This is a genomic window from Bradyrhizobium niftali, from assembly GCF_004571025.1.
In the GTDB taxonomy this organism is placed as follows: domain Bacteria; phylum Pseudomonadota; class Alphaproteobacteria; order Rhizobiales; family Xanthobacteraceae; genus Bradyrhizobium; species Bradyrhizobium niftali.
This window is the reverse complement of record NZ_SPQT01000014.1, coordinates 161914-184805: the sequence shown is the minus strand read 5'-3', so window position 1 is coordinate 184805 and position 22892 is coordinate 161914. Positions and strand designations below refer to the sequence as shown.

19 protein-coding genes are annotated in these 22892 nt (G+C 65.4%); 10 read left to right on the top strand and 9 right to left on the bottom strand.

The window, feature by feature from the left end; translation table 11 throughout:
- Positions 1-42: 42 nt before the first annotated feature.
- Positions 43-882 (bottom strand): cytochrome c oxidase subunit II, encoded by an 840-nt coding sequence (gene coxB, locus E4K65_RS23910; protein WP_135176241.1) that lies wholly within the window; start codon positions 880-882, stop codon positions 43-45.
- Positions 883-1329: 447 nt separating this feature from the next.
- Between coxB and E4K65_RS23905 the strand changes: the two genes are divergently transcribed.
- From E4K65_RS23905 to E4K65_RS23890, 4 genes are all read left to right on the top strand, one after another.
- Complete coding sequence (locus tag E4K65_RS23905; RefSeq protein WP_027542385.1) at positions 1330-1863, top strand: invasion associated locus B family protein; 534 nt, start codon at positions 1330-1332, stop codon at positions 1861-1863.
- A 224-nt stretch (positions 1864-2087) separates the two neighbouring features.
- Positions 2088-3515: a metalloprotease TldD gene (tldD, locus tag E4K65_RS23900; protein WP_135176240.1), complete on the top strand. Its 1428-nt coding sequence runs from the start codon at positions 2088-2090 to the stop codon at positions 3513-3515.
- Positions 3512-4291, top strand: a complete 780-nt coding sequence (lepB, locus tag E4K65_RS23895) for a signal peptidase I (RefSeq protein ID WP_135176239.1) — start codon at positions 3512-3514, stop codon at positions 4289-4291. The genes tldD and lepB overlap by 4 nt, the downstream gene beginning before the upstream one ends.
- 119 nt (positions 4292-4410) lie before the next feature.
- A complete protein-coding gene (locus E4K65_RS23890; RefSeq protein WP_135176238.1) occupies positions 4411-4977 on the top strand; it encodes a nucleotidyltransferase family protein in 567 nt (188 codons plus the stop codon).
- A gap of 117 nt (positions 4978-5094) precedes the next feature.
- Here the strand turns inward: E4K65_RS23890 and E4K65_RS23885 are convergent, their stop codons facing one another.
- From E4K65_RS23885 to E4K65_RS23875, 3 genes are all read right to left on the bottom strand, one after another.
- Positions 5095-5667 (bottom strand): PAN domain-containing protein, encoded by a 573-nt coding sequence (locus E4K65_RS23885; RefSeq protein WP_135176237.1) that lies wholly within the window; start codon positions 5665-5667, stop codon positions 5095-5097.
- Positions 5668-5802: 135 nt separating this feature from the next.
- Positions 5803-7173, bottom strand: coding sequence for a glutamate--cysteine ligase (locus E4K65_RS23880; RefSeq protein WP_135176236.1), 1371 nt, complete (start codon positions 7171-7173; stop codon positions 5803-5805).
- Between the two features lie 96 nt (positions 7174-7269).
- Positions 7270-7767: a MarR family winged helix-turn-helix transcriptional regulator gene (locus tag E4K65_RS23875; RefSeq protein WP_135176235.1), complete on the bottom strand. Its 498-nt coding sequence runs from the start codon at positions 7765-7767 to the stop codon at positions 7270-7272.
- A 126-nt stretch (positions 7768-7893) separates the two neighbouring features.
- On the opposite strand from E4K65_RS23875, the gene gstA reads away from it, so the two are divergent.
- Together gstA and E4K65_RS23865 are read left to right on the top strand one after the other, a co-directional pair.
- Positions 7894-8508, top strand: coding sequence for a glutathione transferase GstA (gstA, locus tag E4K65_RS23870; protein ID WP_135176234.1), 615 nt, complete (start codon positions 7894-7896; stop codon positions 8506-8508).
- Between the two features lie 220 nt (positions 8509-8728).
- Positions 8729-9037 carry a hypothetical protein gene (locus E4K65_RS23865; protein ID WP_167771080.1) on the top strand — a complete coding sequence of 103 codons (309 nt, stop codon included), beginning with the start codon at positions 8729-8731 and terminating at the stop codon, positions 9035-9037.
- Positions 9038-9484: 447 nt separating this feature from the next.
- Here E4K65_RS23865 and E4K65_RS23855 read toward each other — a convergent pair whose 3' ends face one another.
- From E4K65_RS23855 to E4K65_RS23840, 4 genes are all read right to left on the bottom strand, one after another.
- The gene (locus tag E4K65_RS23855; RefSeq protein WP_135176233.1) at positions 9485-11698 is read right to left on the bottom strand and encodes an FAD-dependent oxidoreductase; all 2214 of its coding nucleotides are present in this window, start codon (positions 11696-11698) and stop codon (positions 9485-9487) included.
- Positions 11699-11866: 168 nt separating this feature from the next.
- Positions 11867-13075: an acetyl-CoA C-acetyltransferase gene (locus E4K65_RS23850; RefSeq protein WP_027542375.1), complete on the bottom strand. Its 1209-nt coding sequence runs from the start codon at positions 13073-13075 to the stop codon at positions 11867-11869.
- A gap of 70 nt (positions 13076-13145) precedes the next feature.
- Positions 13146-14936, bottom strand: a complete 1791-nt coding sequence (locus tag E4K65_RS23845; RefSeq protein WP_135176232.1) for an acyl-CoA dehydrogenase C-terminal domain-containing protein — start codon at positions 14934-14936, stop codon at positions 13146-13148.
- Between the two features lie 39 nt (positions 14937-14975).
- On the bottom strand, positions 14976-15371 hold the full coding sequence (locus E4K65_RS23840) for a nuclear transport factor 2-like protein (RefSeq protein ID WP_135176231.1): 396 nt from the start codon (positions 15369-15371) through the stop codon (positions 14976-14978).
- 202 nt (positions 15372-15573) lie between these two features.
- Here E4K65_RS23840 and E4K65_RS23835 point away from each other — a divergent pair, with 202 nt between their 5' ends.
- The 4 genes from E4K65_RS23835 to E4K65_RS23815 all read left to right on the top strand — a co-directional run bounded on the left by E4K65_RS23835 (position 15574) and on the right by E4K65_RS23815 (position 21973).
- Complete coding sequence (locus tag E4K65_RS23835; RefSeq protein ID WP_135176230.1) at positions 15574-16164, top strand: PadR family transcriptional regulator; 591 nt, start codon at positions 15574-15576, stop codon at positions 16162-16164.
- A 380-nt stretch (positions 16165-16544) separates the two neighbouring features.
- Positions 16545-19973 (top strand): tetratricopeptide repeat protein, encoded by a 3429-nt coding sequence (locus E4K65_RS23830; RefSeq protein WP_167771079.1) that lies wholly within the window; start codon positions 16545-16547, stop codon positions 19971-19973.
- Between the two features lie 315 nt (positions 19974-20288).
- A complete protein-coding gene (locus E4K65_RS23820) occupies positions 20289-21206 on the top strand; it encodes a sulfite exporter TauE/SafE family protein (RefSeq protein WP_135176227.1) in 918 nt (305 codons plus the stop codon).
- Entirely contained in the window at positions 21203-21973 is a 771-nt protein-coding gene (locus E4K65_RS23815) for a TIGR02186 family protein (RefSeq protein WP_135176226.1), read from the top strand. Before E4K65_RS23820 ends, E4K65_RS23815 begins: the two co-directional genes overlap by 4 nt.
- A gap of 133 nt (positions 21974-22106) precedes the next feature.
- Here the strand turns inward: E4K65_RS23815 and E4K65_RS23810 are convergent, their stop codons facing one another.
- Entirely contained in the window at positions 22107-22883 is a 777-nt protein-coding gene (locus tag E4K65_RS23810; RefSeq protein ID WP_135176225.1) for an MBL fold metallo-hydrolase, read from the bottom strand.
- Positions 22884-22892: the final 9 nt, after the last annotated feature.

Below are 22892 nucleotides of genomic sequence, written 5' to 3'. Positions count from 1 at the left end.
CCTTTATGTCGCTTTCAGTCCCCTCGAGCCCTCACCCGGCGCTTACTGCGTCGGGCCGGCCGCGGAGGCGTAGGTGCTGGTGCCGCCGCTCGCATATTTCTTCTTCGCCGTTTCGACCCAGGAGGCGAACTCCTTGTCTTCCACGACGCGAATCGCGATCGGCATGAAGGCGTGATCCTTGCCGCAGAGCTCCGAGCACTGGCCATAGAACATGCCGGTCTTGGTGGCCTTGAACCAGGTCTCGTTCAGCCGCCCCGGGATGGCGTCGATCTTGACGCCGAAAGCCGGCAGCGCGAAGGCGTGGATGACGTCTGCGCCGGTCACCTGGACACGAACCACCTTGTTGACGGGCACCACCATCTCGTTGTCGACGCCGAGCAGGCGGGGCTGCTTGTCCTGGGCCATCAGCGAGTCGAACTCGAACTTGCCGTTGTCAGGATAGGCGTAGGACCAATACCACTGCTTGCCGGTCGCCTTGATGGTCAGGTCCGCCTTCGGCACGTCGAGCTCCAGAAACAGCAGGCGGAACGACGGCACCGAGATGCCGACCAGGATCAGCACCGGAACCAGCGTCCAGGCCACCTCGATCAGCGTGTTGTGGGTGGTCCGCGAGGGCACCGGATTGGCCTTCGCGTTGAACTTGATGACCACGACCACCAGCAGCGCCAGAACGAACAGCGTAATCAGCGTGATGAGCACAAACAGGAAGTTGTGGAACCAGACGATATTGTCCATCACCGGCGAGCCGGACTGCTGGAGCGTCCACTCCCATGGCGCCGGCTGCCCAAGCTCGGCAAATGCCGCGCCGCCCGTCGCCAGTGTCAGACCAGCTACGGCCAATCCCAGCAAATGCCGGCCTACCCGGCCCATCGACATCCTCATGCCGTTCGCGCTCCCCTTACGAAATCACCCCAAGTGCGTTCCCCTATTTTTGGGAAACGCTTATTCGATCCGTCCGTCTGACAAACCGCCACTCAAGAATACCTCTAAGAGGAATTGGGGCCAGATCGCTAGAACGCCGAAATCAAGCTTCTCAAACCATAATTCTTGATCTATCGCAATGCAGTCTTGAGCCCCACCTGCCAGCGATCACCCGCAAGATATTTCCTAGTAACATCAGACAAAAATACCGTTTCCCGGGACGCTGTGGCTTGACAGCGGAATTGCCCGTTGTAGGCACTGGCGGACGGCCGCACAGGAACCTGATTCGTGCCGGCGACGGCGGCCTCGGCGGCGCGGAATTTGCTTGGGAATTGCCTTCAAGACGCCGTCATTTCCGTATCAGTCCACCCGCGCAAGCGACCCAAGCGAGCAGAGGGACCGACCCCGATGGGGCTTTCGAGATGCATGGCCAGGCCGGATAACAGCCTCAACGCGCTGATCGGCCTTCTGGCCGCCGCCCTTCTCCTTGCTTTGCCCGGTCTCGCCCATGCGCAGGGCGCGGTGCGCTCCGTCCATGGCGACTGGCAGATCCGCTGCGACACCCCGCCGGGCGCCCAGACCGAGCAATGCGCCCTGATCCAGAGCGTGGTGGCCGAAGACCGCTCCAATGCCGGCCTGACCGTGATCGTGCTCAAGACCGCCGACCAGAAGAGCCGCCTGATGCGCGTGGTCGCCCCCCTGGGTGTGCTGCTGCCCTCCGGCCTCGGGCTGAAGCTCGACAACCAGGACGTCGGCCGCGCCGGCTTCGTCCGCTGCCTGCCCAATGGCTGCGTCGCCGAAGTCGTCATGGACGACAAGCTGCTTGGCCAGCTCCGCACCGCCAAGACCGCCACCTTCATCATCTTCGAGACGCCTGAAGAAGGCATCGGCTTCCCGCTCAGTCTGAACGGGCTCGGCGAGGGATACGACAAGCTGCCGTAGGGCTCCGCCCGACAGGCCGTTGCCACTTCCGTCATCCTTCGAGGCTCGCCTTGCGTTGCAAGGCGAGCGCCTCAGGATGACGGTGATGGATTGCTGCGCGCGGCCGGCGCTTTGGACAATGCCCTCGCCAATCCTATCGTTTCCGTAATGTGACGCCCGGCCCCCTCGCGGAACCGGTCCGAAACCATTATCTTGCCCCACATCTCCAGATAATGGACGGACACATGACCAATCCCGCCACAAGCTCCCTGCTCGACCGCGCCAATCTCGATCGCGACCAGGTTCGCCACGAGGTCGCGCGCGGGCTTGCCGGCGCCGACGACGGCGAGCTGTTCCTGGAGTACAGCCAGACCGAAGCGCTGATGTTCGACAATGGGCGGCTGAAGCAGGCGACCTACGACACCTCGCAGGGTTTTGGCCTGCGCGCCGTCAAGGACGACGCCGTCGGCTACGCCCACTCCTCCGACGTCTCGCTGCCGGCGCTGATTCGCGCCGCCGATGCGGTTGCCGCCGTGCGTGGCGGCTATTCGGGCAGCTTCGCGGCGCCGCCTCCGCACACCAATGTGCGGCTCTATGGCGACGACAATCCGCTGGACGCGCCGGGTTTCGAGACCAAGGTCAAGCTGCTCGCCGAGATCGACGCCTATCTGCGCGACAAGGATCCGCGGGTGCGGCAGGTCAGCGTCAGCCTGGGCGCGACCTGGCAGGTCGTCGAAATCCTGCGGCCCGACGGCGAGAGCTATCGCGACATCCGCCCGCTGGTGCGCGTCAACGTCTCCGTCGTCGCCGGCCAGGGTGACCGCCAGGAGAGCGGCAGCAAGGGCTATGGCGGCCGCGCCGGCTATGCCGAATTCATCGAGAGCAAGAACTGGCGCGACGCCGCCGACGGCGCGCTGCGCGAGGCTCTGGTCAATCTGGAGTCCGTTCCCGCCCCCGCCGGCGAGATGGACGTCGTGCTCGGCGCAGGCTGGCCCGGCGTGATGCTGCATGAAGCGGTCGGCCACGGCCTCGAAGGCGACTTCAACCGCAAGAAGACCTCGGCGTTTGCCGGCCTGATGGGCCAGCAGGTCGCGGCCAAGGGCGTCACCGTGGTCGACGACGGCACCATTGCTTCGCGCCGCGGCTCGCTGTCGATCGACGACGAGGGCACGCCGACCAACCGCACCGTGCTGATCGAGGACGGCATCCTGGTCGGCTACATGCAGGACCGCCAGAACGCGCGCCTGATGAACATGAAGCCGACCGGCAACGGCCGCCGCCAGGGCTATGCCCATGTGCCGATGCCGCGCATGACCAACACCTACATGCTCGCGGGCGACCGCGATCCGGCCGAGATCCTGGCGTCGGTGAAGAACGGCGTCTTCGCCGCGAATTTCGGCGGCGGCCAGGTCGACATCACCTCGGGCAAATACGTGTTCCAATGCACCGAGGCCTACAAGATCGAGAACGGCAAGATCGGCGCCCCGCTGAAGGGCGCCATGCTGATCGGCAACGGGCCGACTGACCTGCATCGCATCCGCATGATCGGCAACGATCTCGCGCTCGATACCGGCATCGGCACCTGCGGCAAGAACGGCCAGGGCGTGCCGGTTGGCGTCGGCCAGCCGTCGCTTTTGATGGAACGCATTACGGTGGGTGGAACGGGCGCATGAGTGTCGAGAAGGTGACTGCGACCGCCACCAAGCGGAAGAGCAGCGGCTGGGGCGGGCAGCTGGTGCAACTCGCCGGCATCGTCGTCGCGGTGTTCATCGCCAAGGGCGCGCTTGCCGAGCCGTTCTACGTGCCGTCGGGCTCGATGGAGCCGACGCTGCTGATCGGCGATGCGTTGCTCGCCTCGAAATTCCCCTATGGCTACGGCACCTCGTCGCTGCCGATCCAGATCAACCTGCCCGAGAGCGGCCGCGTGTTCGCGGAGACGCCGAAGCAGGGCGACGTCGTCGTGTTCCGCTGGCCCGGCGATCGCTCGCAGGCCTGGGTGAAGCGCGTCGTGGGTCTGCCCGGCGACCGCATCCAGATGCGGCAGGGCCAGCTCTTCATCAACGACCGGCCCGCCGAGCTCAAGCCCGACGGCGTCGGCGCCGCCGAGGACGACAATGGCGGCAGCGAGCCCGCCTACCGATACGTCGAGACGCTGCCCAACGGCGTCTCGCACCTGATCTTCAAGATGCGCGACAACGGTCCGCTCGACAACACGCCCGAGGTGACGGTGCCGGCAGGACATCTCTTCGTGCTCGGCGACAACCGCGACAACTCCGCCGACAGCCGCGTGCCGCTGCGCTCCGGCGGCGTCGGCATGCTGCCGATCGACAATCTGGTCGGACGTGCGGATGCCGTGCTCGGCTCCTGGGATCTCGGCATGCGCGGCCAGCCGGTGTGGACCTGGCTGTCCGGTTTCCGCCTGGCGCGGTTCTTCACCGCGGTGCATTGAGCGGAACGTAGATCGTAGGGTGGGCAAAGCGGAAGCGTGCCCACCACGTCTGTCGCAACGTGGAGAGATGGTGGGCACGACGCGCGAAGAGCGCGCCTTTGCCCACCCTACGATTTCCGATGACCCGCGACGAATTTCTCGCTCTCGCCCTGCGCAATCCGATCAACGCGGCGATCATCGACGAGCTCGCGCGTCTTGCCCTGCCCGATGCCTGGCTGGTGTCGGGATGCCTGGTGCAGACGGCGTGGAACGTGCTCACGGATCGCGCAGTCGATCACGGCATCGCCGACTACGACGTCTTCTATTTCGACTCCGATACCTCATGGGAGGCGGAGGACGCGGTAATCCGCGAGCTGGAGGCGAGACTCGGGCATCTCGGCGTCAAGGTCGAGATCCGCAACCAGGCGCGTGTGCATCTGTGGTATCCGGGCAAGCACGGCCTGCCCTATCCGCCCCTGACGTGCTCGACGGATGGCATCGACCGCTTCCTCACGCAGAACACGCAAGTCGGGGGCAGGCGCGCAGGCGACGGCTACGAGGTCTACGCGCCGCATGGCTTTGGCGATGTCGCGGGATTGATTGCGCGGCCCAATCCGGGCCCGAATTTTTCCGCGGCAAGTTACGCGGTGAAGACCGCGCGATGGAAGGCGCTGTGGCCGGAGCTCACGGTAATCGCGGCGGAGTGAGATGTCCGCTTCGTCCTCCTCGTCATTGCGAGCGCAGCGAAGCAATCGAGAATCCTTCCGCGGCGGCAGCCTGGATTGCTTCGCTACGCTCGCAATGACGGCGGTGAGAGCTGCGTGCTACCGCACCACGCCCGACGTGAACCCCGCCTTGCGGCGCGGCGGCTTGATTTCCTTTTTCAGGAAGCAGCGCGCCTCGCGGCCGGTGTAGCCGGGGCGGGCATAGGTGAAGGCGCGGCACTTGTTGTCGGCGGTGCAAGCGGCCTTGCAGGCCTCCTCGCCTTCACCGTCCTTGAGCTCGAAATTGCGCAAATCGCCACCGGGGCGGTCGATCGAGGTCTCCACGCCTTCGACGCGCGGCTCGATCACGCCGGCGCCGCGGACGCCGGAGATGCAGCAACTGCCCGGCACGCGTGCCGGCACCGTGTTCTTCAGCCAGCACACCGCTGAGCCGCCCTCGACGTCGGGATAGTTGAAGCTCCAGGAGCGGCAACGGCGGTCACGCTCGCACAGCAGCGCGCAATCCTCGGGGTCGCCCGATGTGACCGGCGTGCTGAAATAGTCGCCGCCGGGCCGGTCGAATGCCGTCTGGGCGCTTGCAGGCCAGCTCGCAACCGCGAGCGAAAGCAGCGCGGCGCATGCCACGACGCTTGCCAAGACCCTTGCCATGACGGACAGGCGGCCCTTCCCCATCAGAACAGCTTTCGAGTTATTGGCGACGCTCAGGTTTTTTCAGCCGGTCATTTGATCGCCGCAAACCTGTATGGGCGATGAACGGCTCAAGTCCTGGTCGTCGGCCTGTTGGTCTAGAACGCGTACTTCGCGCAGCTAGAACGCGTATTCCGCGTAGGCCGGTTCCACGGAGCCCTTCCAGGGGCCGTTGAACTTCTCCAGCATTTCCTCGGCCGGCGTGCGGCCGGAATCGATAATGCGGTCGAGCGGCTCCAGATGCCGCGTCTCGTCGCGGCCGAGCTGGTCGATCCGGCCGCGCCGGCGCAGGCCGGCATGTGCCAGAACGAGGCATTCCTTGGCGATCTCGAACAGATAGCGGTCCCTGATCCGCGCCTTGAAGCCGAAGCGCGGCACGTCGTCGCGCAGGGCCTGGCGCTCATGCGCGGTCCAGTGCTTCACCATGTCCCAGGCGGCATCGAGCGACACATCGTCATAGAGCAGCCCGACCCAGAACGCCGGCAGCGCTGGCAGACGGCCCCACGGTCCGCCATCGGAGCCGCGCATCTCGAGATAGCGCTTCAGCCGCACTTCCGGGAAGATCGTCGAGAGATGGTTGGCCCAGTCCGACAATGTCGGCCGCTCGCCGGGAAGATTGTTGTTGCGGCCGTCGAAGAAGGCGCGGAACGAGGAGCCCGAGACGTCGATGTACTCTTCGCCGCGCTTGACGAAATACATGGGCACGTCGAGCGCGTAGTCGACATAGCGCTCGAAGCCCATGCCGTCCTCGAACGCCCAGGGCATCATGCCCGCGCGCGCATTGTCCGTGTCGCGCCAGATCTCGGAGCGGAAGGAGAGGAAGCCGTTCGGCTTGCCTTCGGTGAACGGCGAATTTGCGAACAGCGCGGTTGCGACCGGCTGGAGCGCGAGCGACACGCGCAGCTTCTTGACCATGTCGGCTTCGGAGGAGAAGTCGAGATTGGTCTGCACCGTGCAGGTCCGGTACATCATGTCGAGGCCGTACTGGCCGACCTTCGGCATGTAGTTGGTCATGATCTTGTAGCGCCCCTTGGGCATCACCGGAATGTCGGCGCGCGACCAGGACGGCGTCATGCCGAGCCCGAGGAAGCCAATGCCGAGCGGCGTTGCGATCTCGCGCACCTGCGCCAGATGCGCCATCAGCTCGCTCTGGGTCTGGTGCACGTTCTCGACCGGCGCACCGGAAAGCTCGAACTGTCCGCCCGGCTCGAGCGAGATCGCGCCGCCGCCGGTGACGTCGTAGAGGCCGATGATGTTGCCCTTCTCCATGATCGGCTCCCAGCCGAGCAGGAGCTTCATGCCCTCGAGCAGCGCGCCAATGCCGCGCGCGCCTTCGTAAGGCACCGGACGGTGCCCTTCGAGCGTGAACGGCGTCTTCTCGTGCTCGGTGCCCAAGCGGAATTCGGACGGGTTCTTGCAGCCCTCCTCGAACCACGCAACGAGCTCGTCGCGCGACTGCAACGGCGTCATATCGATCTGGTCTCGCGCCATATCAAACTCTAATCAAAAGCGCTTCGACCGAATGCGCGGGTGACGGGATGGTCCGCGAACCCACCGGGCGCGCAGACGTGCTGGTTTGCCGCGCGATCATCGCGACGGCGTGCTTTCGTTGACGTTGGCGGCGGGCGGCAGCTTCATCTCGCCACACGAGCAGCCCAGCCGGTCGAGCAGGCCGCTGAGCTTGACGGCATCGGCATCGGACAATTTCGAACCGACATATTTCTCGATCGCAGCGGAATAGGCACTCCACATCCGCTTCTGCAACTCGCGGCCGGCTTCGGTGATCTCGACGAACTGTCCGCGCTTGTCGATCTTGCATTCGCGCCGCGAGGCGAGCCCCTCGTCGACCAGGCGGTCGATCAGGCGCGAGGTGGAGTATTGCGGGATCAGCATCTGCCGTTCGAGTTCCACAGGCCGCAACTCGCCGGAGGGCGCGCGCGACAGTTCGAGCAGCGCGTCATACCAGGCCAGCGGCGGGAACCCCGACTTCTTCAGGTCCTGCTCGACGCAGTCGAGGACGCGGCTCTGCACCCGCATCAGGCGGATCCAGGCGGCGGTTGCCTCGGTCGATGGTTTGCGTTTCATGATCCCACTCAAACTCGTCGCCCGTCTCTTACCCCACTCGATGCACCTGCATCAATCTTGACTATTGCATGCAGGTGCATGTAGGCGTTCATTCGCCCAAGCCAAGCAACAAGAGGAGGAAATTCCATGAAACTCTATTACTCGCCCGGCGCCTGCTCCCTGTCCCCCCACATCGCGCTCCTCGAGGCCGGCCTGCCCTACGAGCTGGTCAAGGTCGATATCCGGGCCAAGAAGCTCGAAAATGGTGAGGATTATCTGAAGCTGAACCCCAAGGGCCAGGTCCCTGCGCTGGGCCTCGACAGCGGTGAGATCGTGACCGAAGGCCCGGTGATTGTCCAGATGATCGCCGATCAGGCTACTGCCAAGGCGCTGGCGCCCGCCCACGGCAGTGCCGAGCGCTACAAACTGCTCGAATGGCTGAACTTCCTCACCTCGGAGGTGCACAAGAGCTTCGGTCCGCTGTTCGCACCGGCGCTGAACGACGAGGCCAAGGCGTTCTTCAAGGACCGCGTCATGGGCAAGCTGAAATACATCGACAGCCAGCTCGCCGGCCGCGACTACCTGATGGGCAAGCAGTTCACGGTTGCCGACGGCTATCTCTTCACGATGCTGACCTGGGGCGAGCGGATGAAGTTCGACCTTTCGGCGATGCCCAACCTCACTGCCTACCAGACCCGCGTCGCAGCGCGGCCGCAGGTGCAGGAGGCGCTGAGGAAGGAAGGGCTGGCCCAGACGAAGTAAGCGCTCGCAAGACGCAAAAGCGAAAGGCCGGACCGACGATCCGGCCTTTCCTAATTTGCTGCCCGGCGGAGCGAACCCATTTCGCCGGATCATCGTACCTTAATTAGACTTATGACCTGCTGTTCACCAAATGTAAGTAGTGCTGTCTTGTCAGCACCCGCAAAGCGGGCGAGCGTGGCGGAATTGTTGAAGATTATTTGGACTCTCATCGGAGTTGAACTTGACGATTGTCTTCGTCCTGATCGTCGCAAGTGCGCTGGTGGGATTAGCGACAGGTTACGTCTACAAGATCTGGGCGCTGGTCTTGACCTCGCCGCTCATCGCAGTTTTCTCGGCGATAATTCTGCGCGTTTACGAATTCGGGATGATGGCGGGCGTGATCGTCATTGCCATCTGTCTTGTCGTCAGCCAGCTCGCCTATCTCTTGGCAGCCTATGTGCTGCACGCGCGCAACGTCTCATCCGATGACGAAATCGACGGCGAGCCAAGCGAGACACCCGAGCAGAAAATCCGCCGCCAGCACAAGTAACGCCAGGGCTGCCCAAAGCACAGGCCCCTTGCGGCGCAGGCGTGCCGGCTTCTGTTGCAGCCAGAGACGGCCATTTGTGGATGCAACAGCGTATTTCGCGGTGAGATCGCGGCCGAGCGCGGTCTTCCGCAGCACCAAAGAGTTCATCAAGGACACTTTCTTATTTCGTCTGCAACTTGCCGATGGATCGGCAAGCGTCCCAACGGGTTCATGCCCCTGTCCCACAGCAAGACTAGTGCCAGGGCCGAGCAAAAGAACGGCGCCGCTTTGACGCGCCTATGACAATTGCGCGACACCGCGGCAGCGGGACTCTGGCACGGTTCCTACGCGAATTCTGTGACCGGTTCCACAGATCGGGAACCTCCTGACGCAACCGTGATGACATCGCCCAAACAAAAAGGCCGGATCGATGATCCGGCCTTTGTCTTCAAATAACCTTGGGGCGAATCAGGCCGCCGCCTTCTTCGGCGCGAATCGGCCGTAGAAAGTTTCGCCCTTCGCCGCCATCTCCTCGAGCAGCTTCGGCGGCGTGAAGCGCGAGCCGTATTTCGCTTCCAGCTTGTGGCAGAGCTCGACGAACTTCTTCGTGCCCATGAAGTCGATGTAGGACAGTGTGCCGCCGGTGAACGGCGCGAAGCCGAAGCCGAGGATCGAGCCGACATCCGCCTCGCGCGGATCGGTGATGACGTGATCCTCCACCGTGCGCGCGGCCTCGACCGCCTGCACCACCAGGAAGCGCTGCTTCAGCTCCTCGACGTCGAGCGTGTCGGGGTCGAGCTGCTTCGGCTGCAACGCCGAGAGGCCCGGCCACAGGCTCTTCTGACCCTTGCCCTTCTCGGGATAGTCGTAGAAGCCCTTGCTGTTCTTGCGGCCGAGACGGCCCTGCTTCTCGACCATCTCCACCATCAGCTTCTTCTGATCGGGGTTGATGGCGTTCGGGCCGAGGTCGGCTTCCGTCGCCTTCATGATCTTGAGGCCGAGGTCGAGCGCGACTTCGTCCGACAGCGAGAGCGGGCCGACCGGCATGCCGGCCATCTTGGCGCAGTTCTCGATCATCGCCGGCGGCACGCCTTCCAGGAACATCTCGTTGCCTTCGGCGACGTAGCGGCCGACGCAGCGGTTGGCGAAGAAGCCGCGGCTGTCGTTGACCACGATCGGCGTCTTGCCGATCTGCCGGACATAGTCGAGCGCGGTCGCGAGCGCGACATCGCCGGTGTTCTTGCCGAGGATGATCTCGACCAGCATCATCTTCTCGACCGGCGAGAAGAAGTGGATGCCGACGAACTTGCCCTGGTCCTTGAAGGCTTCCGCAAGCGAGGTGATCGGCAGCGTCGAGGTGTTCGACGCGAAGACCACGTCCGGCTTCAGATATTCCTGCGCCTTGGCAAAGGTCTCCGCCTTGACCTTGCGGTCCTCGAACACGGCCTCGATGACGAGGTCGACGTCCTTCAGCGCCGCGTAGTCCGCGGTCGGCGTGATGCGCGCGAGCAGAGCTTCGGCATCCGCGGGCTTGGCGCGGCCCTTCTTGATCTGCTCCTCGATCACCTTCTGCGCATGCGCCTTGCCCTTGTCCGCGCTCTCCTGATCGCGGTCGATCAGGACGACATCGAGGCCGGCACGCGCGGAGACGTAGCCGACGCTCGCCCCCATGAAGCCGGCGCCGATCACGGCGATCTTCTTCACCTTGGTTGCGGGCACGTCCTTCGGACGACGCGCGCCCTTGTTGAGCTCCTGCATCGACAGGAACAGGCTGCGAATCATCGCGGCCGCTTCCTTGGAGCGCAGCACCGAGGTGAAGTAGCGCGACTCCACGCGCAGCGCGGCGTCGATCGGCAACTGCAGGCCTTCATAGACGCAGCTCATGATCGCGCGCGCGGCCGGATAGTTGTCGTAGGTCTCGCGGCGATAGATCGCGTTGCCGGCCGGGAACATCATCATGCCGGCCTTGGAGAACACCGGGCCGCCGGGCAGCTTGAAGCCCTTCTCGTCCCAGGGCGCGACGGCCTTGCCGCCGCCCTTGATCCAGTCCTTCGCGGCCTTGATGAGATCGGAGGCCGGAACGATGGCGTGGATCAGATTCAGCGCCTTGGCCTTGTCGATCGTGACCGGATCGCCCTTGAGCAGGATGGTCATCGCGTCCTGCGGCGGCACCAGGCGCGGCACGCGCTGCGTGCCGCCGGCGCCGGGGAACAGGCCGACCTTGACCTCGGGCAGGCCGAGGCGCGTCTTGGGATTCTCAGCCGCCACACGGTAGTGACAGCACAGCGTGATCTCGAAGCCGCCGCCGAGCGCGAGGCCGTTGATCGCGGCCGCCCACGGCTTGCCGGAGGTTTCGATCGAGCGCAGCACCTGCGAGAAGCGCCGGCTCTGGTCGAACAGCATCTGGTTCGCCGCCGTCTCGCCTTGCTCGCTGAAGACCTTGGCGTAGGCCTGGTTCATGCCTTCCAGCATCGACAGATCGGCGCCGGCGCAGAACGCCTCCTTGGCCGAGGTGATGACGACGCCCTTCACCGCGGCGTCGGCCGTGGTTTCCTTGACGATCGCATCGAGCTCGCTGGTCGAGGTCTCGTCGAGCACGTTCATCGAACGGCCCGGGATGTCCCAGGTGACGAGCGCGATGCCGTCGGCGTCGGTCTCAACCTTGAAATTCTTGTAAGCCATGTTGGTTGCTCCTCGGTGCCGCAGCCGATCTCAGGCGCGGCGGTTGACGGTGATCTCGTAGGGTGGATTAGCCGAAGGCGTAATCCACCAGTCCGCGGGGAAAGAAGTGGTGGGTTACGCCAAGCAGATGCGCTTCGCGCATCTGCAGGGCTAACCCACCCTACGCAGTTACACCCTCTCGATGATGGTGGCGGTGCCCATGCCGCCGCCGATGCACAACGTCACCAGCGCGGTGGACTTGTTGGTACGCTCGAGCTCGTCGAGCACGGTGCCGAGGATCATCGCGCCGGTCGCCCCAAGCGGATGGCCGAGCGCAATGGCGCCGCCGTTGACGTTGATCTTGGCATTGTCGATGTCGAAGGCCTGGATGTAGCGCAGCACCACCGAGGCAAAGGCCTCGTTGAGCTCGAACAGGTCGATGTCCGACTTCTTCATGCCGGAGCGCGCGAACAGCTTTTCGGTGACGTCGACCGGACCGGTCAGCATCATCGCTGGCTCGGAGCCGATGTTCGCAAACGCGCGGATTTTTGCCCGCGGCTTCAGGCCGTATTTGCTGCCCGCCTCCTTGCTGCCGAGCAGCACGGCGCCGGCGCCGTCGACGATGCCCGAGGAGTTGCCGGCGTGGTGCACGTAATTGACGCGCTCGATCTCCGGATGCGACTGCACGGCGACGCCGTCGAAACCGCCCATCTGCGCCATCATCGTGAACGAGGGCTGCAGCTGCGCCAGCGACTGCATCGTCGTCGAGGGACGCATATGCTCGTCCTTGGCGAGGATGGTGAGGCCGTTGATGTCCTTCACCGGCACGACCGACCTGTTGAAGCGGCCCTCGTCCCAGGCCTTGCCGGCACGCTGCTGGCTCTGCACCGCGTAAGCGTCGACGTCATCGCGCGAGAAGCCGTACTTCGTCGCGATCAGATCGGCCGAGACGCCCTGCGGCATGAAATAGGCGGGCACCGCCATCGACGGATCCATCGGCCAGGCGCCGCCGGAGGCGCCGATGCCGACACGGCTCATCGATTCGGCACCGCCGCCGATGACGAGATCATGCTGGCCGCTCATCACCTGGGCAGCGGCAAAGTTCACGGCATCCAGGCCGGAGGCGCAGAAGCGGCTGATCTGCACGCCGGGCACGGCTTCGCCGAGGCCCGCCTTCAGCGCGGCAAAACGCGCGATGTCGGAGCCCGCCTCGCCGACCGGATCGACCACGCCGAGCACGACGTCGTCGACGGAATCTTCCGGCAAATTGTTGCGGTCCTTCAGCGCCTTCAACGGCACCGTGGCGAGCGCGAGCGCGGTGACTTCGTGCAGCGCGCCGTCGGCCTTGCCGCGGCCGCGCGGGGTTCGGACGTGGTCGTAGATATAGGCATCTGCCATGGGAGCCTCCTGATTGCAGCTATCGGTTACGACCGCGACGCGGCCGGGACTATGGGTGAAGCGAAAATATTCAGAACGCTTCTGCCGGCAGTTCCATGATGGTGGCGCAGCCCGACTGGATGCGCGCGAGATTGGCCGCGGTCTCCGGCAACATCCGCTCCATGAAGAAGCGGCCGGTGACGAGCTTGGTCGAGAGATAGGGCGTCGCCCCGCTCTCGGCAATCTTGGCATTGGTCACCTTGGCCATCTTCGCCCACATGTAGCCGAGCGCGACGAAGCCGAAGAGATGCAGGTAATCGGTTGCGGCAGCTCCCGCATTATCGGGCTTCATCATCGCGTTCTGCATCAGCCAGGTGGTGGCCTGCTGGAGATGGCCGAGCGAAGCCGAGAGCGGGGTGATGAAGGGTTTCAGCGCCTCGTCGCCGCCGTTCTCCTTGGCGAAGGCCATGACCTCGCCGAAGAAGGCCATGATGGCGCGGCCGCCGTCGCGCGGCAGCTTGCGGCCGACGAGGTCGAGGGCCTGGATGCCGTTGGCGCCTTCATAGATCATGGCGATGCGGGCATCGCGCACGAACTGCTCCATGCCCTGCTCGGCGATGTAGCCGTGACCGCCATACATCTGCTGCGCCTGCACCGCGTTGGCGAAGCCGTAATCGGTGAGGAAGCCCTTCAGCACCGGCGTCATCAGGCCCATGTGGTCGTCGGCGGCCTGGCGGTCCTTGGGATCCTCCGAGCGGTGGGCGACGTCGCTCTTCAGCGCGGTCCAGATCACGAAGGCGCGCGCGGCCTCGTTGAAGGCGCGGATCGAGAGCAGCGTGCGGCGCACGTCGGGATGCACGATGATCGGATCGGCCGGCTTGTCCGGCGCCTTGGTGCCGGTCAGCGAACGGCCCTGGATGCGCTCGCGGGCATAGGCGACGGCGTTCTGATAGGCGACCTCGGACTGCGCGAGCCCCTGCACGGCGACGCCGAGCCGGGCCTCGTTCATCATCACGAACATGCCCTGCATGCCCTTGTTCTCTTCGCCGATCAGCCAGCCGGTGGCGCTGTCGTAGTTCATCACGCAGGTGGAATTGCCGTGGATGCCCATCTTGTGCTCGATCGAGCCGCAGACCACGCCGTTGCGGGCGCCGACCGAACCGTCGGCATTCACCAGGAATTTCGGCACCACGAACAGCGACACGCCCTTGATGCCGCCAGGCGCGCCCTCGATGCGGGCGAGCACGAGGTGGATGATGTTGGAGGCCAAGTCATGCTCGCCGGCCGAGATGAAGATCTTGGTGCCCGTGATCTTGAAGCTGCCGTCGGGCTGGCGCACCGCCTTGGTGCGGAGCATGCCGAGATCGGTGCCGCAATGCGGCTCGGTCAGGTTCATGGTGCCGGTCCATTCGCCGGCCACCATCTTCGGCACGTAGGTCTGCTTCTGCTCGGGCGAGCCGTGCACGATCAGGGCTGCGGTCGCGCCCATGGTGAGGCCGCCATACATCGAGAACGCCATGTTGGCGGAGATCTGGAATTCGTTGACGGCCTGGGAGAGCGTCACCGGCAGGCCCTGCCCACCGAACTCGGTCGGAGCCGACAGACCAAGCCAGCCGCCTTCAGCGACCTGCTTGAAGGCGTCCTTGAAACCCTTCGGCGTCGTGACGCTGCCGTCATCGGCGCGCTTGCAGCCTTCGAGATCGCCGACGCGGTTGAGCGGCTGGAGCACCTCTTCGGCGAGCTTGGCGGCTTCGCCCAGGATCGCCTCGCGCACGTCGCTGGACGCATCGGAGAAGCCGGGCAGATTGTCGTAACGATCGATCTGGAAGACGTCGTTGAGCAAGAAATTCACGTCTTCGACGGGGGCTTTATAGATCGGCATGGTGGTCTCCCGGCATGGCCGTTGAAATGGTGGGATTCGCTATGATTGGGCGGCAAGCTGCTCCGCCATCAGGCGGTGCAGCATGTTGATGGCCTTGAGCGGACGCACCATCACCTTGAAATTCGTGATGCGTCCCTCGGGATCGAAGCTGATGATGTCGACGCCGTTGATCTCGATGCCGTCGATCACGTTCTTGAATTCGAGCACGGCGCCGCTCTCGCTTCGCCACTCGCCGACATAGGTGAAGCCGGGACCGCCGAGGACCTTCTCGGCGCTCGACAGATATTTGAAGGTGATGTCGCGGCCGCGCTGGGGCGAATGCACCACAGGGCTTTCGAAGACCGCATCGGGATGGAGCAGGTCCCAGAGCGCTTTGCGGGCTTCAGCGCGATCTTGGGACTTCATGTAGCCGTACCACGAGTCGAGGCCGGTCATTCTCAGGTGCCTCCCTAAAGGCCTGGGCAAAAAAACGCGAAAACAACCCCATGCACAGTAGCGAAGAGGTTGATTTTGCTGGATCTTCGGGGTGGGTCTTGTGGCCCGCTCCGAAGCCGTCCCATATGCACATTGACGCATATGCGCAGATGCGCATAAAGTCAAGCTGGTTGGTCAAGATCGAAGACGAAGGAGGCCAGTCATGGCACTGGGCGACGCAATCCTCGCATGCCTGACGGAACGTCCGATGACTGGTTACGAGCTCGCCAAGACGTTCGATTCCTCGATTGGCTTCTTCTGGAAGGCCGACCACCAGCAGATTTATCGCGAGCTCTCCAAGCTGCGCGACCGCGGCTACATCCAGGGCCGCGAAGTCGTGCAATCCGGCAAGCCCAACAAGCTGATTTATACGCTGACTCCCGAGGGCCGAACAGCGCTGCGGCACTGGGCCGCGCGGCCGAGCACGCCGCCCTCGATCAAGGACGACCTCCTGGTGCGGCTGCATGCGCTCGACAGCATCGACATCGAGCCCATGCGCACCGATCTGATGGCCCGGCTGGAGCACCACCGCGACCGGCACGAGAATTACGAGCGGATCCTCAAAAAGCGTTTTCCGGACGGCACGGCGGAGGGCCGGCTCGATCTCGGCAACCTGCTCCTGCTTCGCCTCGGCGCCCGCCACGAGCAGATGGTGGCCGATTTTTGCGAAGAGGCACTCGCGGCGCTGTCGACGATGAGCGGCAAGGGCACGGTGGTGCCGCTGGAAGACGGCAAGCGCGAGGGGAAGGGCTGAGGGGCTGGCCCGACGTTACAGGAGACCGTCACCACACCACCGGTGTCATGCCCCGCGAAGGCGGGGCATCCAGTACTCCGAGGCCGCGCGGCTGGAATCGAGCTGCCGCGGCGTACTGGATCGCCCGCCTTCGCGGGCGATGACGACGGAATGTGTAGGGGCAGCAGGTCGCGCAGCCACCACGAGGGGACCCCCCGGGTTCCCCTCGCCCAACTTTAAGACATCGGCAACGCGTTCCTTAACCCGTTATTTACCGTAACAGGAAAAAGTCGGTTTTCGAGGCAGACGACCCGCGCCAAATCCGATTGTCTTTACAACCGGCACGCGTGGGGAGGCTGGAGGTGCCGGGTGGGGCGCCGGAGTCGGAACCGGACAGAGTCATGAATTCGCGCGTATCGTGGAGTGTTGACGGCATCGATCCCTCCGTCCGGGAGCGGGCCGAAGCTGCTGCGCGCAGAGCCGGCATGTCACTCAACGATTGGCTGAACTCCACGCTCGGCGAAACTGCCCCGCCGAACTTTCGCGGACCTTACGAGCAGCGTCCGCAACACATGCCGAATCACGTACCGAGTCCGGAGAGCCGCGAAGTCGCCGACATCCACCAGCGGCTCGACGCGATCACCCAGCAGATCGAACGGATCTCAAAGCCCACCCCGCGCCAGGACTCTTCACGACAAGAGGTCTCGCGCGAGCAGGGCGTCGCACGCCAGCTCAACGATGCGATCTCGCGGCTCGACGCGCGCCTGTCGCAAATCTCAAAGCCGCAGCAGCTTCAACCGCAGCCTCCGCGGCCCGCACCCGCCGAGACGCGCCAGCGCCAGGCCGATGCGGTCGAGCGCGCGGCCGCACAGGTCTATCGCAACTCGCCGCCACTGAGCCCCGCCTCGTTCGACGTCGCCGTCGCCGAGATCACGGCGCGGCAGAGCGAGCTCGACGGCTTTACGCCCAGGCAGATGCCGCCGCGCGCCGCGCCGTCGATTGCACCCACGGCAGCTCCCTACGCCCCGCCCATGGCGCCGCCCCAGCCTGCCTACGCTCCGCCACCACCGCAGCCGGATTTCTCGGCGCTCGAGCGCCATCTGCTCAAGATCACGAGCCAGATCGAATCGCTCCAGCGCCCTGACAATACCGAGCAGGCGATCAACGCCTTCCGTAGCGAGCTTGCGGAGATCCGCCACGCCATCACCGAGGCGATGCCGCGCCGCGCGATCGAGTCGATCGAAAACGAAATCCGCTCGCTGCACCGTCGCATCGACGAGACCCGCTCGTCCGGCACCGACGGCCAGGTCCTGTCAGGCATCGAGCACGCGCTGTCCGACATCAAGCAGGTGCTGCGCACGCTGACGCCAGCCGAGCAGCTCACCGGCTATGACGAGGCGATCCGCAATCTCGGCGCCAAGCTCGATCTGATCCTGCGCGCCAATGACGATCCGTCCACGGTGCGCCAGCTCGAAGGCGCGATCTCGGCGCTGCGCGGCATCGTCTCCAACGTCGCCTCCAACGAAGCGCTGGCACGGCTTTCCGAGGACGTGCAGCTGTTGTCGTCCAAGGTCGACCAGATCACACGCTCGTCCGGCCCCGGCGACAGCTTTGCCGTGCTCGAGCAGCGCATCGCGGCACTCACCGCCGCGCTGGAAACGCGCGAGCGGCCTCAGCCTGCCGAGAGCACCGAACATCTGGAAGCCGCGATCCGTGCGCTGTCGGATCGTTTCGATCGCATGCAGGTCGGCAACGATTCGGCCTCGACCTTTGCGCATCTCGAACAGCGCGTCTCCTATCTGCTGGAGCGGATCGAAGCCGCCTCCGATCCGCGCAACGGCAATCTGAGCCGCGTCGAGGACGGGCTGCACGACATCCTGCGCCACCTGGAGCGGCAGCAGGCGACCTATTCCGCGCTCGCCGAGAGCCGCAATTCGGCGCCGGCCCCCGATTCCGGCATGGTCGATCTCGTCAAGCGCGAGCTCTCCGACATCCGCTTCAGCCAGGCCGAGACCAACCGCAGCACCCAGGACTCGCTCGAAGCCGTCCACAGCGCGCTCGGCCACGTCGTCGATCGCCTCTCGATGATCGAGGGCGATCTGCGCGCGGTGCGCACCGCGCCGCCGGCCCCTGCACCGCAGCCGATGCCGATGCCGATGGCTGCGCCCATGGAGCCCGCGCCGATGGCGCGCGAAGCTCGGCCGCAGCAACAGCAGCCGAAATACGATCCGAAGCCTGAGCTGCCGAATCCGGCCGCCATGCAGCAGCCGGCGCATTCCGCCTTCGTGGCCGCGCCGCGCGAATTCCACGCCGCCGCGGCACCGGCCGCTCCGCCGCCGGTCCCGATGGCGACGACGGCGCCGCAAGCCGCACCACCCTTGCCGCCGCGCGCGATCAGCGAAATCCTGGAGCCGCATACCGCGCCCGCGCGCGGTGCGCTCGCGCCGGAATTGCCGCCGGACCATCCGCTCGAGCCGGGCACACGGCCGGGTGGGCGCGTCGCCACGCCGTCGGAGCGCATTGCCGCGTCCGAAAGCGCGATCAGCGGAGTTCCCACTGCTCCGAAGGAGCCGGTGTCGTCGTCGAGCTTCATCGCGGCCGCGCGCCGCGCCGCCCAGGCCGCCGCCGCGCAGCCGCCTGAGAAGCCGGCCCGTGGCGCCAAGGCCGCAATCGCCCGCGCCAAGGACAAGGGCCAGGAAGGCGCTTCGACCATCACCTCGAAGATTCGCTCGCTGCTGGTCGGCGCGAGCGTGGTCGTGATCGTGCTCGGCACCTTCAAGATGGCGATGAACTTGCTCGATGGTGGCAGTGCGCCGCCGGCGCCGCAGGCGATGGAGAACACGTCCAGCCAGCCCGCGCCGCAGGCCCCGCCGCCCCCGGTCGAGACCAAGCCCGCCACGCCCGAGCAGGTCACGCCCTCGATGACCTCACCGACGCCGATCGGACGGCAATCCCAGAACAATGCCGCGCCGGCGCCCACGCCCAATTCCGGCAGCTCGGCCTCGGTCGAAATCCCGCCCGCTCCTGCTCCCGTGCCGCCTGCCGCCAGCGACGTCACCGGCGCGCTCTCGGGCGCCAGCCGCGCGCGGCTCGGTCTCATCCAGGTGCCGCCGAGCGAAAAGCTGCCTGACGGTATCGGCGGCCCGGCCTTGCGCACCGCCGCGATGAAGGGCGATGCGACCGCCGCCTACGAAATCGGCATGCGCTTTGCCGAAGGCAAGGGCGTCGCTGCAAACTACGACGAAGCTGCGAAATGGTACGACCGCGCGGCGCAGGCCGGCGTGGTGCCCGCAACCTTCCGCCTCGGCACGCTCTACGAGAAGGGCCTCGGGGTGAAGAAGGACGCCGACATCGCCCGCCGCTACTACACGCAGGCCGCCGAGCGCGGCAGCGCCAAGGCGATGCACAATCTCGCGGTGCTCGATGCCGACGGCGGCGGACGCGGTGCCAATTACAATCGCGCGGCGCAGTGGTTCCGCAAGGCGGCCGACCGCGGCGTCGCCGACAGCCAGTTCAATCTCGGCATCCTCTATGCCCGCGGCATCGGCGTCGAGCAGAACCTCGCCGAGTCCTACAAGTGGTTCAGCCTCGCAGCCGCCCAGGGCGATGCGGACGCGGCGGGCAAGCGCGACGACGTGGCGAAGCGCCTCGACCCGCAATCGCTCGCCGCCGCCAAGCTCGCGATCCAGACCTTCAGCGCCGAACCGCAGCCCGACGACGCCGTCAACGTCCCGGCCCCGAACGGCGGCTGGGACAGCGCGCCGCAGGCGAACGCCAAGCCCGCGCCGAAACCGGTCGCGACCAAGCGCTCGGCGTCCGCGGCGCATTGAGCGGTTGAGTACGCTTTCTCCTCTTGTCGGCGCCCGGCTTGACCGGGCGACCGAGTATTCCAAAGACGCCGGTTGGATGCGGAGAAGCTGCGGCGTACTGGATGCCCCGGTCAAGCCGGGGCATGACGGCGGAGAATGTGGCGGAATCCTCCGCTCGCAGCGAAGCAGTGATCTGATCCCTCTTAGCCCATTCGCAACGCCCAAGATTCCTGATCCCTCCGCCGGCGAATTCGGCTATTGAGGGACGCGGCAATCGTTCCGATCTTCCCGCGAGCATTCCGCGCTCGTCGATCCGTCTCGCCGGTGCGTCGTTCAATGCAGCTCTATCTCCCGATCGCCGATCTTCCGGTCAACGTCTTCCTGGTGCTGGCGATGGGCGCGGCGGTCGGCTTCGTCTCCGGCATGTTCGGGATCGGCGGCGGCTTCCTGATGACGCCGCTGCTGATCTTCATCGGCATCACGCCGGCGGTCGCGGTCGCCTCGGTCGCGAGCCACATCGCGGCCTCCTCCTTTTCCGGCGCGATCTCCTACTGGCGGCGGCGCGCGATCGATCCGGCGCTGGCGAGCGTGCTGCTCTGCGGCGGTGTAACCGGCACCGCGCTGGGGGTATGGACCTTCACGCAGCTTCGCGCACTCGGCCAGCTCGACCTGATGATCGCACTGTCCTATGTCGTGCTGCTCACCACCGTCGGCAGCCTGATGTTCTCCGAAGGCCTGCGCGCCCTGATGCGGACCCGGCGCGGCGCGGTGCCGCCGCGACGCACGCACAACTGGATCCATGGCCTGCCGCTGAAGATGCGGTTCAAGCGCTCGAAGATCTATCTCTCGGTGATCCCCGTGGTCATCGTCGGCATCATGATCGGCTTTATCGGCGCCATCATGGGCATCGGCGGCGGCTTCATCCTGGTGCCGATCATGATCTACCTGCTGCGGGTGCCGACCTCGACGGTGATCGGGACCTCGATGGTCCTGACCGTGGCCACCATGCTGCTCGCGACCATGCTGCATGCGGTGACCAATCACCTCGTCGATGCCGTGCTGGCGCTGATCCTGATGGTCGGCGGCGTCACCGGCGCGCAGTTCGGCGCGCGGGCCGGCCAGAAGATCCGCGGCGAGCAGCTGCGGCTGCTGCTGGGCCTGTTGATCCTCTCGGTCGGCGTCCGCTTTGTGATCGAGCTGGTGATCCGGCCGGAGGATCTCTTCACCATCCGTGAGCTGGGGGTGAGCGGATGACACGCGCGCTTCTCGCAGTCGTGCTCGTCCTGTTGCTCGGCAGCGCCGCGCGGGCCGAGCGGCTGATCGTGTCGGTCTCCAACCACCGCGTCACCGTGACGCCGAATTATTCCGGCGAGGAGCTGGTGCTGTTCGGCTCGGTCGAGAAGGACGCCACGACGCCCGCGGATCGCACGGCTTACGACCTCGTGGTCACCGTGATGGGCCCGCGCGCCGACATGGTGACACGGCGCAAGGAGCGCACTTTCGGCATCTGGATCAACACCGACTACCGGCAGTTCCTGCAGGTGCCGAGCTATCTGGCGCTGTTCGCCAACCGCCCGTTCGACGTCATCACCTCGCCCGACATCGCACGGCGGCAGCAGATCGGGCTGAACAACGTGCTGCTGACCCAACGAGTCAGCGGCGATTATGCCGACGTGGTGCCGAACGACGCATTCCGCTCCGCCTTCATCCGCCTGCGCACCCAGCGCGGCCTCTACCGCGAGGATACGAGCGCCGTGACGTTCCTGACACCGACGCTGTTCCGCACCGGCATTCCGCTGCCGGCGGAGGTACCGATCGGCACCTACGAGGTCGAGATCAAGCTGTTCGCGGGCGGCGCATTCATCGGCAAGACCGAGACCGCCTTCGAGATCGTCAAGGTCGGTTTCGAACAGTTCGTCGCGACGACCGCGCGACAGAACGGCCTGATCTACGGCCTCGCCACCGCGGCCATGGCGCTGATGACGGGGTGGATGGCGTCGATCGTTTTCCGGAAGGATTGAGGTAACGCCACCTCCCCTCTCTTCGTCGCCCGGCTTGACCGGGCGACCCAGTATTCCAGAGGCCGGCGTCAGGCATCTCGCTCTCACAACAATCGCCGCGACGTACTGGATGCCCCGCGCATGACAATTGAGACTACGGCGCCTCGATCACCGTCGGCACGCCCGGCTCCAGCAATCGCAATCGCGTCCCGAAGCCGAGCATGTCGAACGTCTTGCGCAGATCCTCGCCGTTCTGGCGGAAATGCGCCCAGCCTTCGGTATGCAGCGGCACGATCACCGCGTCGGGAAAGGCGCGTGCGGTCTCGATGGTGTCGTTGGTGTCCATGGTGAGATGAAACGGCCCGCGCGTCTGCGCAGCGCCCGCGAACGGCAGCACCACGCGGCATTTGAAACGCCGCGCGACCTCGGCAACACCGTCGAACCAGGTGGTGTCGCCGCTGATATAGACCGCGCTTGTGTCCTTGCGGTTTGAGGACACCACGAAACCGATGACATCGCCCGACAGCGGCTCGATGCCGGCCGGACCGTGGCGCGCTGGTGTCGCGGTGATCGTCAGTGAATTGCCGTCACGATCCTTCACATGCGAGGTCGCCCAGGGCGCAAGGCCTTCGGCATGGCCGCCGAGGCGCCTGGCGCCGGCCTCTGTCGTCAGCACGCGCTTCGCATGTTTGAGAAACTCGCGGCCGGAATTGTCGAGATTGTCCGAATGCTGGTCGTGGCTGAGCAGCACCGCGTCGACCGGGCCGATCGCATCGGCCTTCATCGCGGGGCCGATGGTCTTCTCCAGCGTCACATGCGGCAGCTGATAGGCGGAGTGCGCATCGTCGAAGGTCGGATCGGTGAGCAGGCGGAAGCCGTCGATCTCGATCAGCGCGGTCGGGCCGCCGATCAGGGTGATGGAGATGGGCATGAATAACTC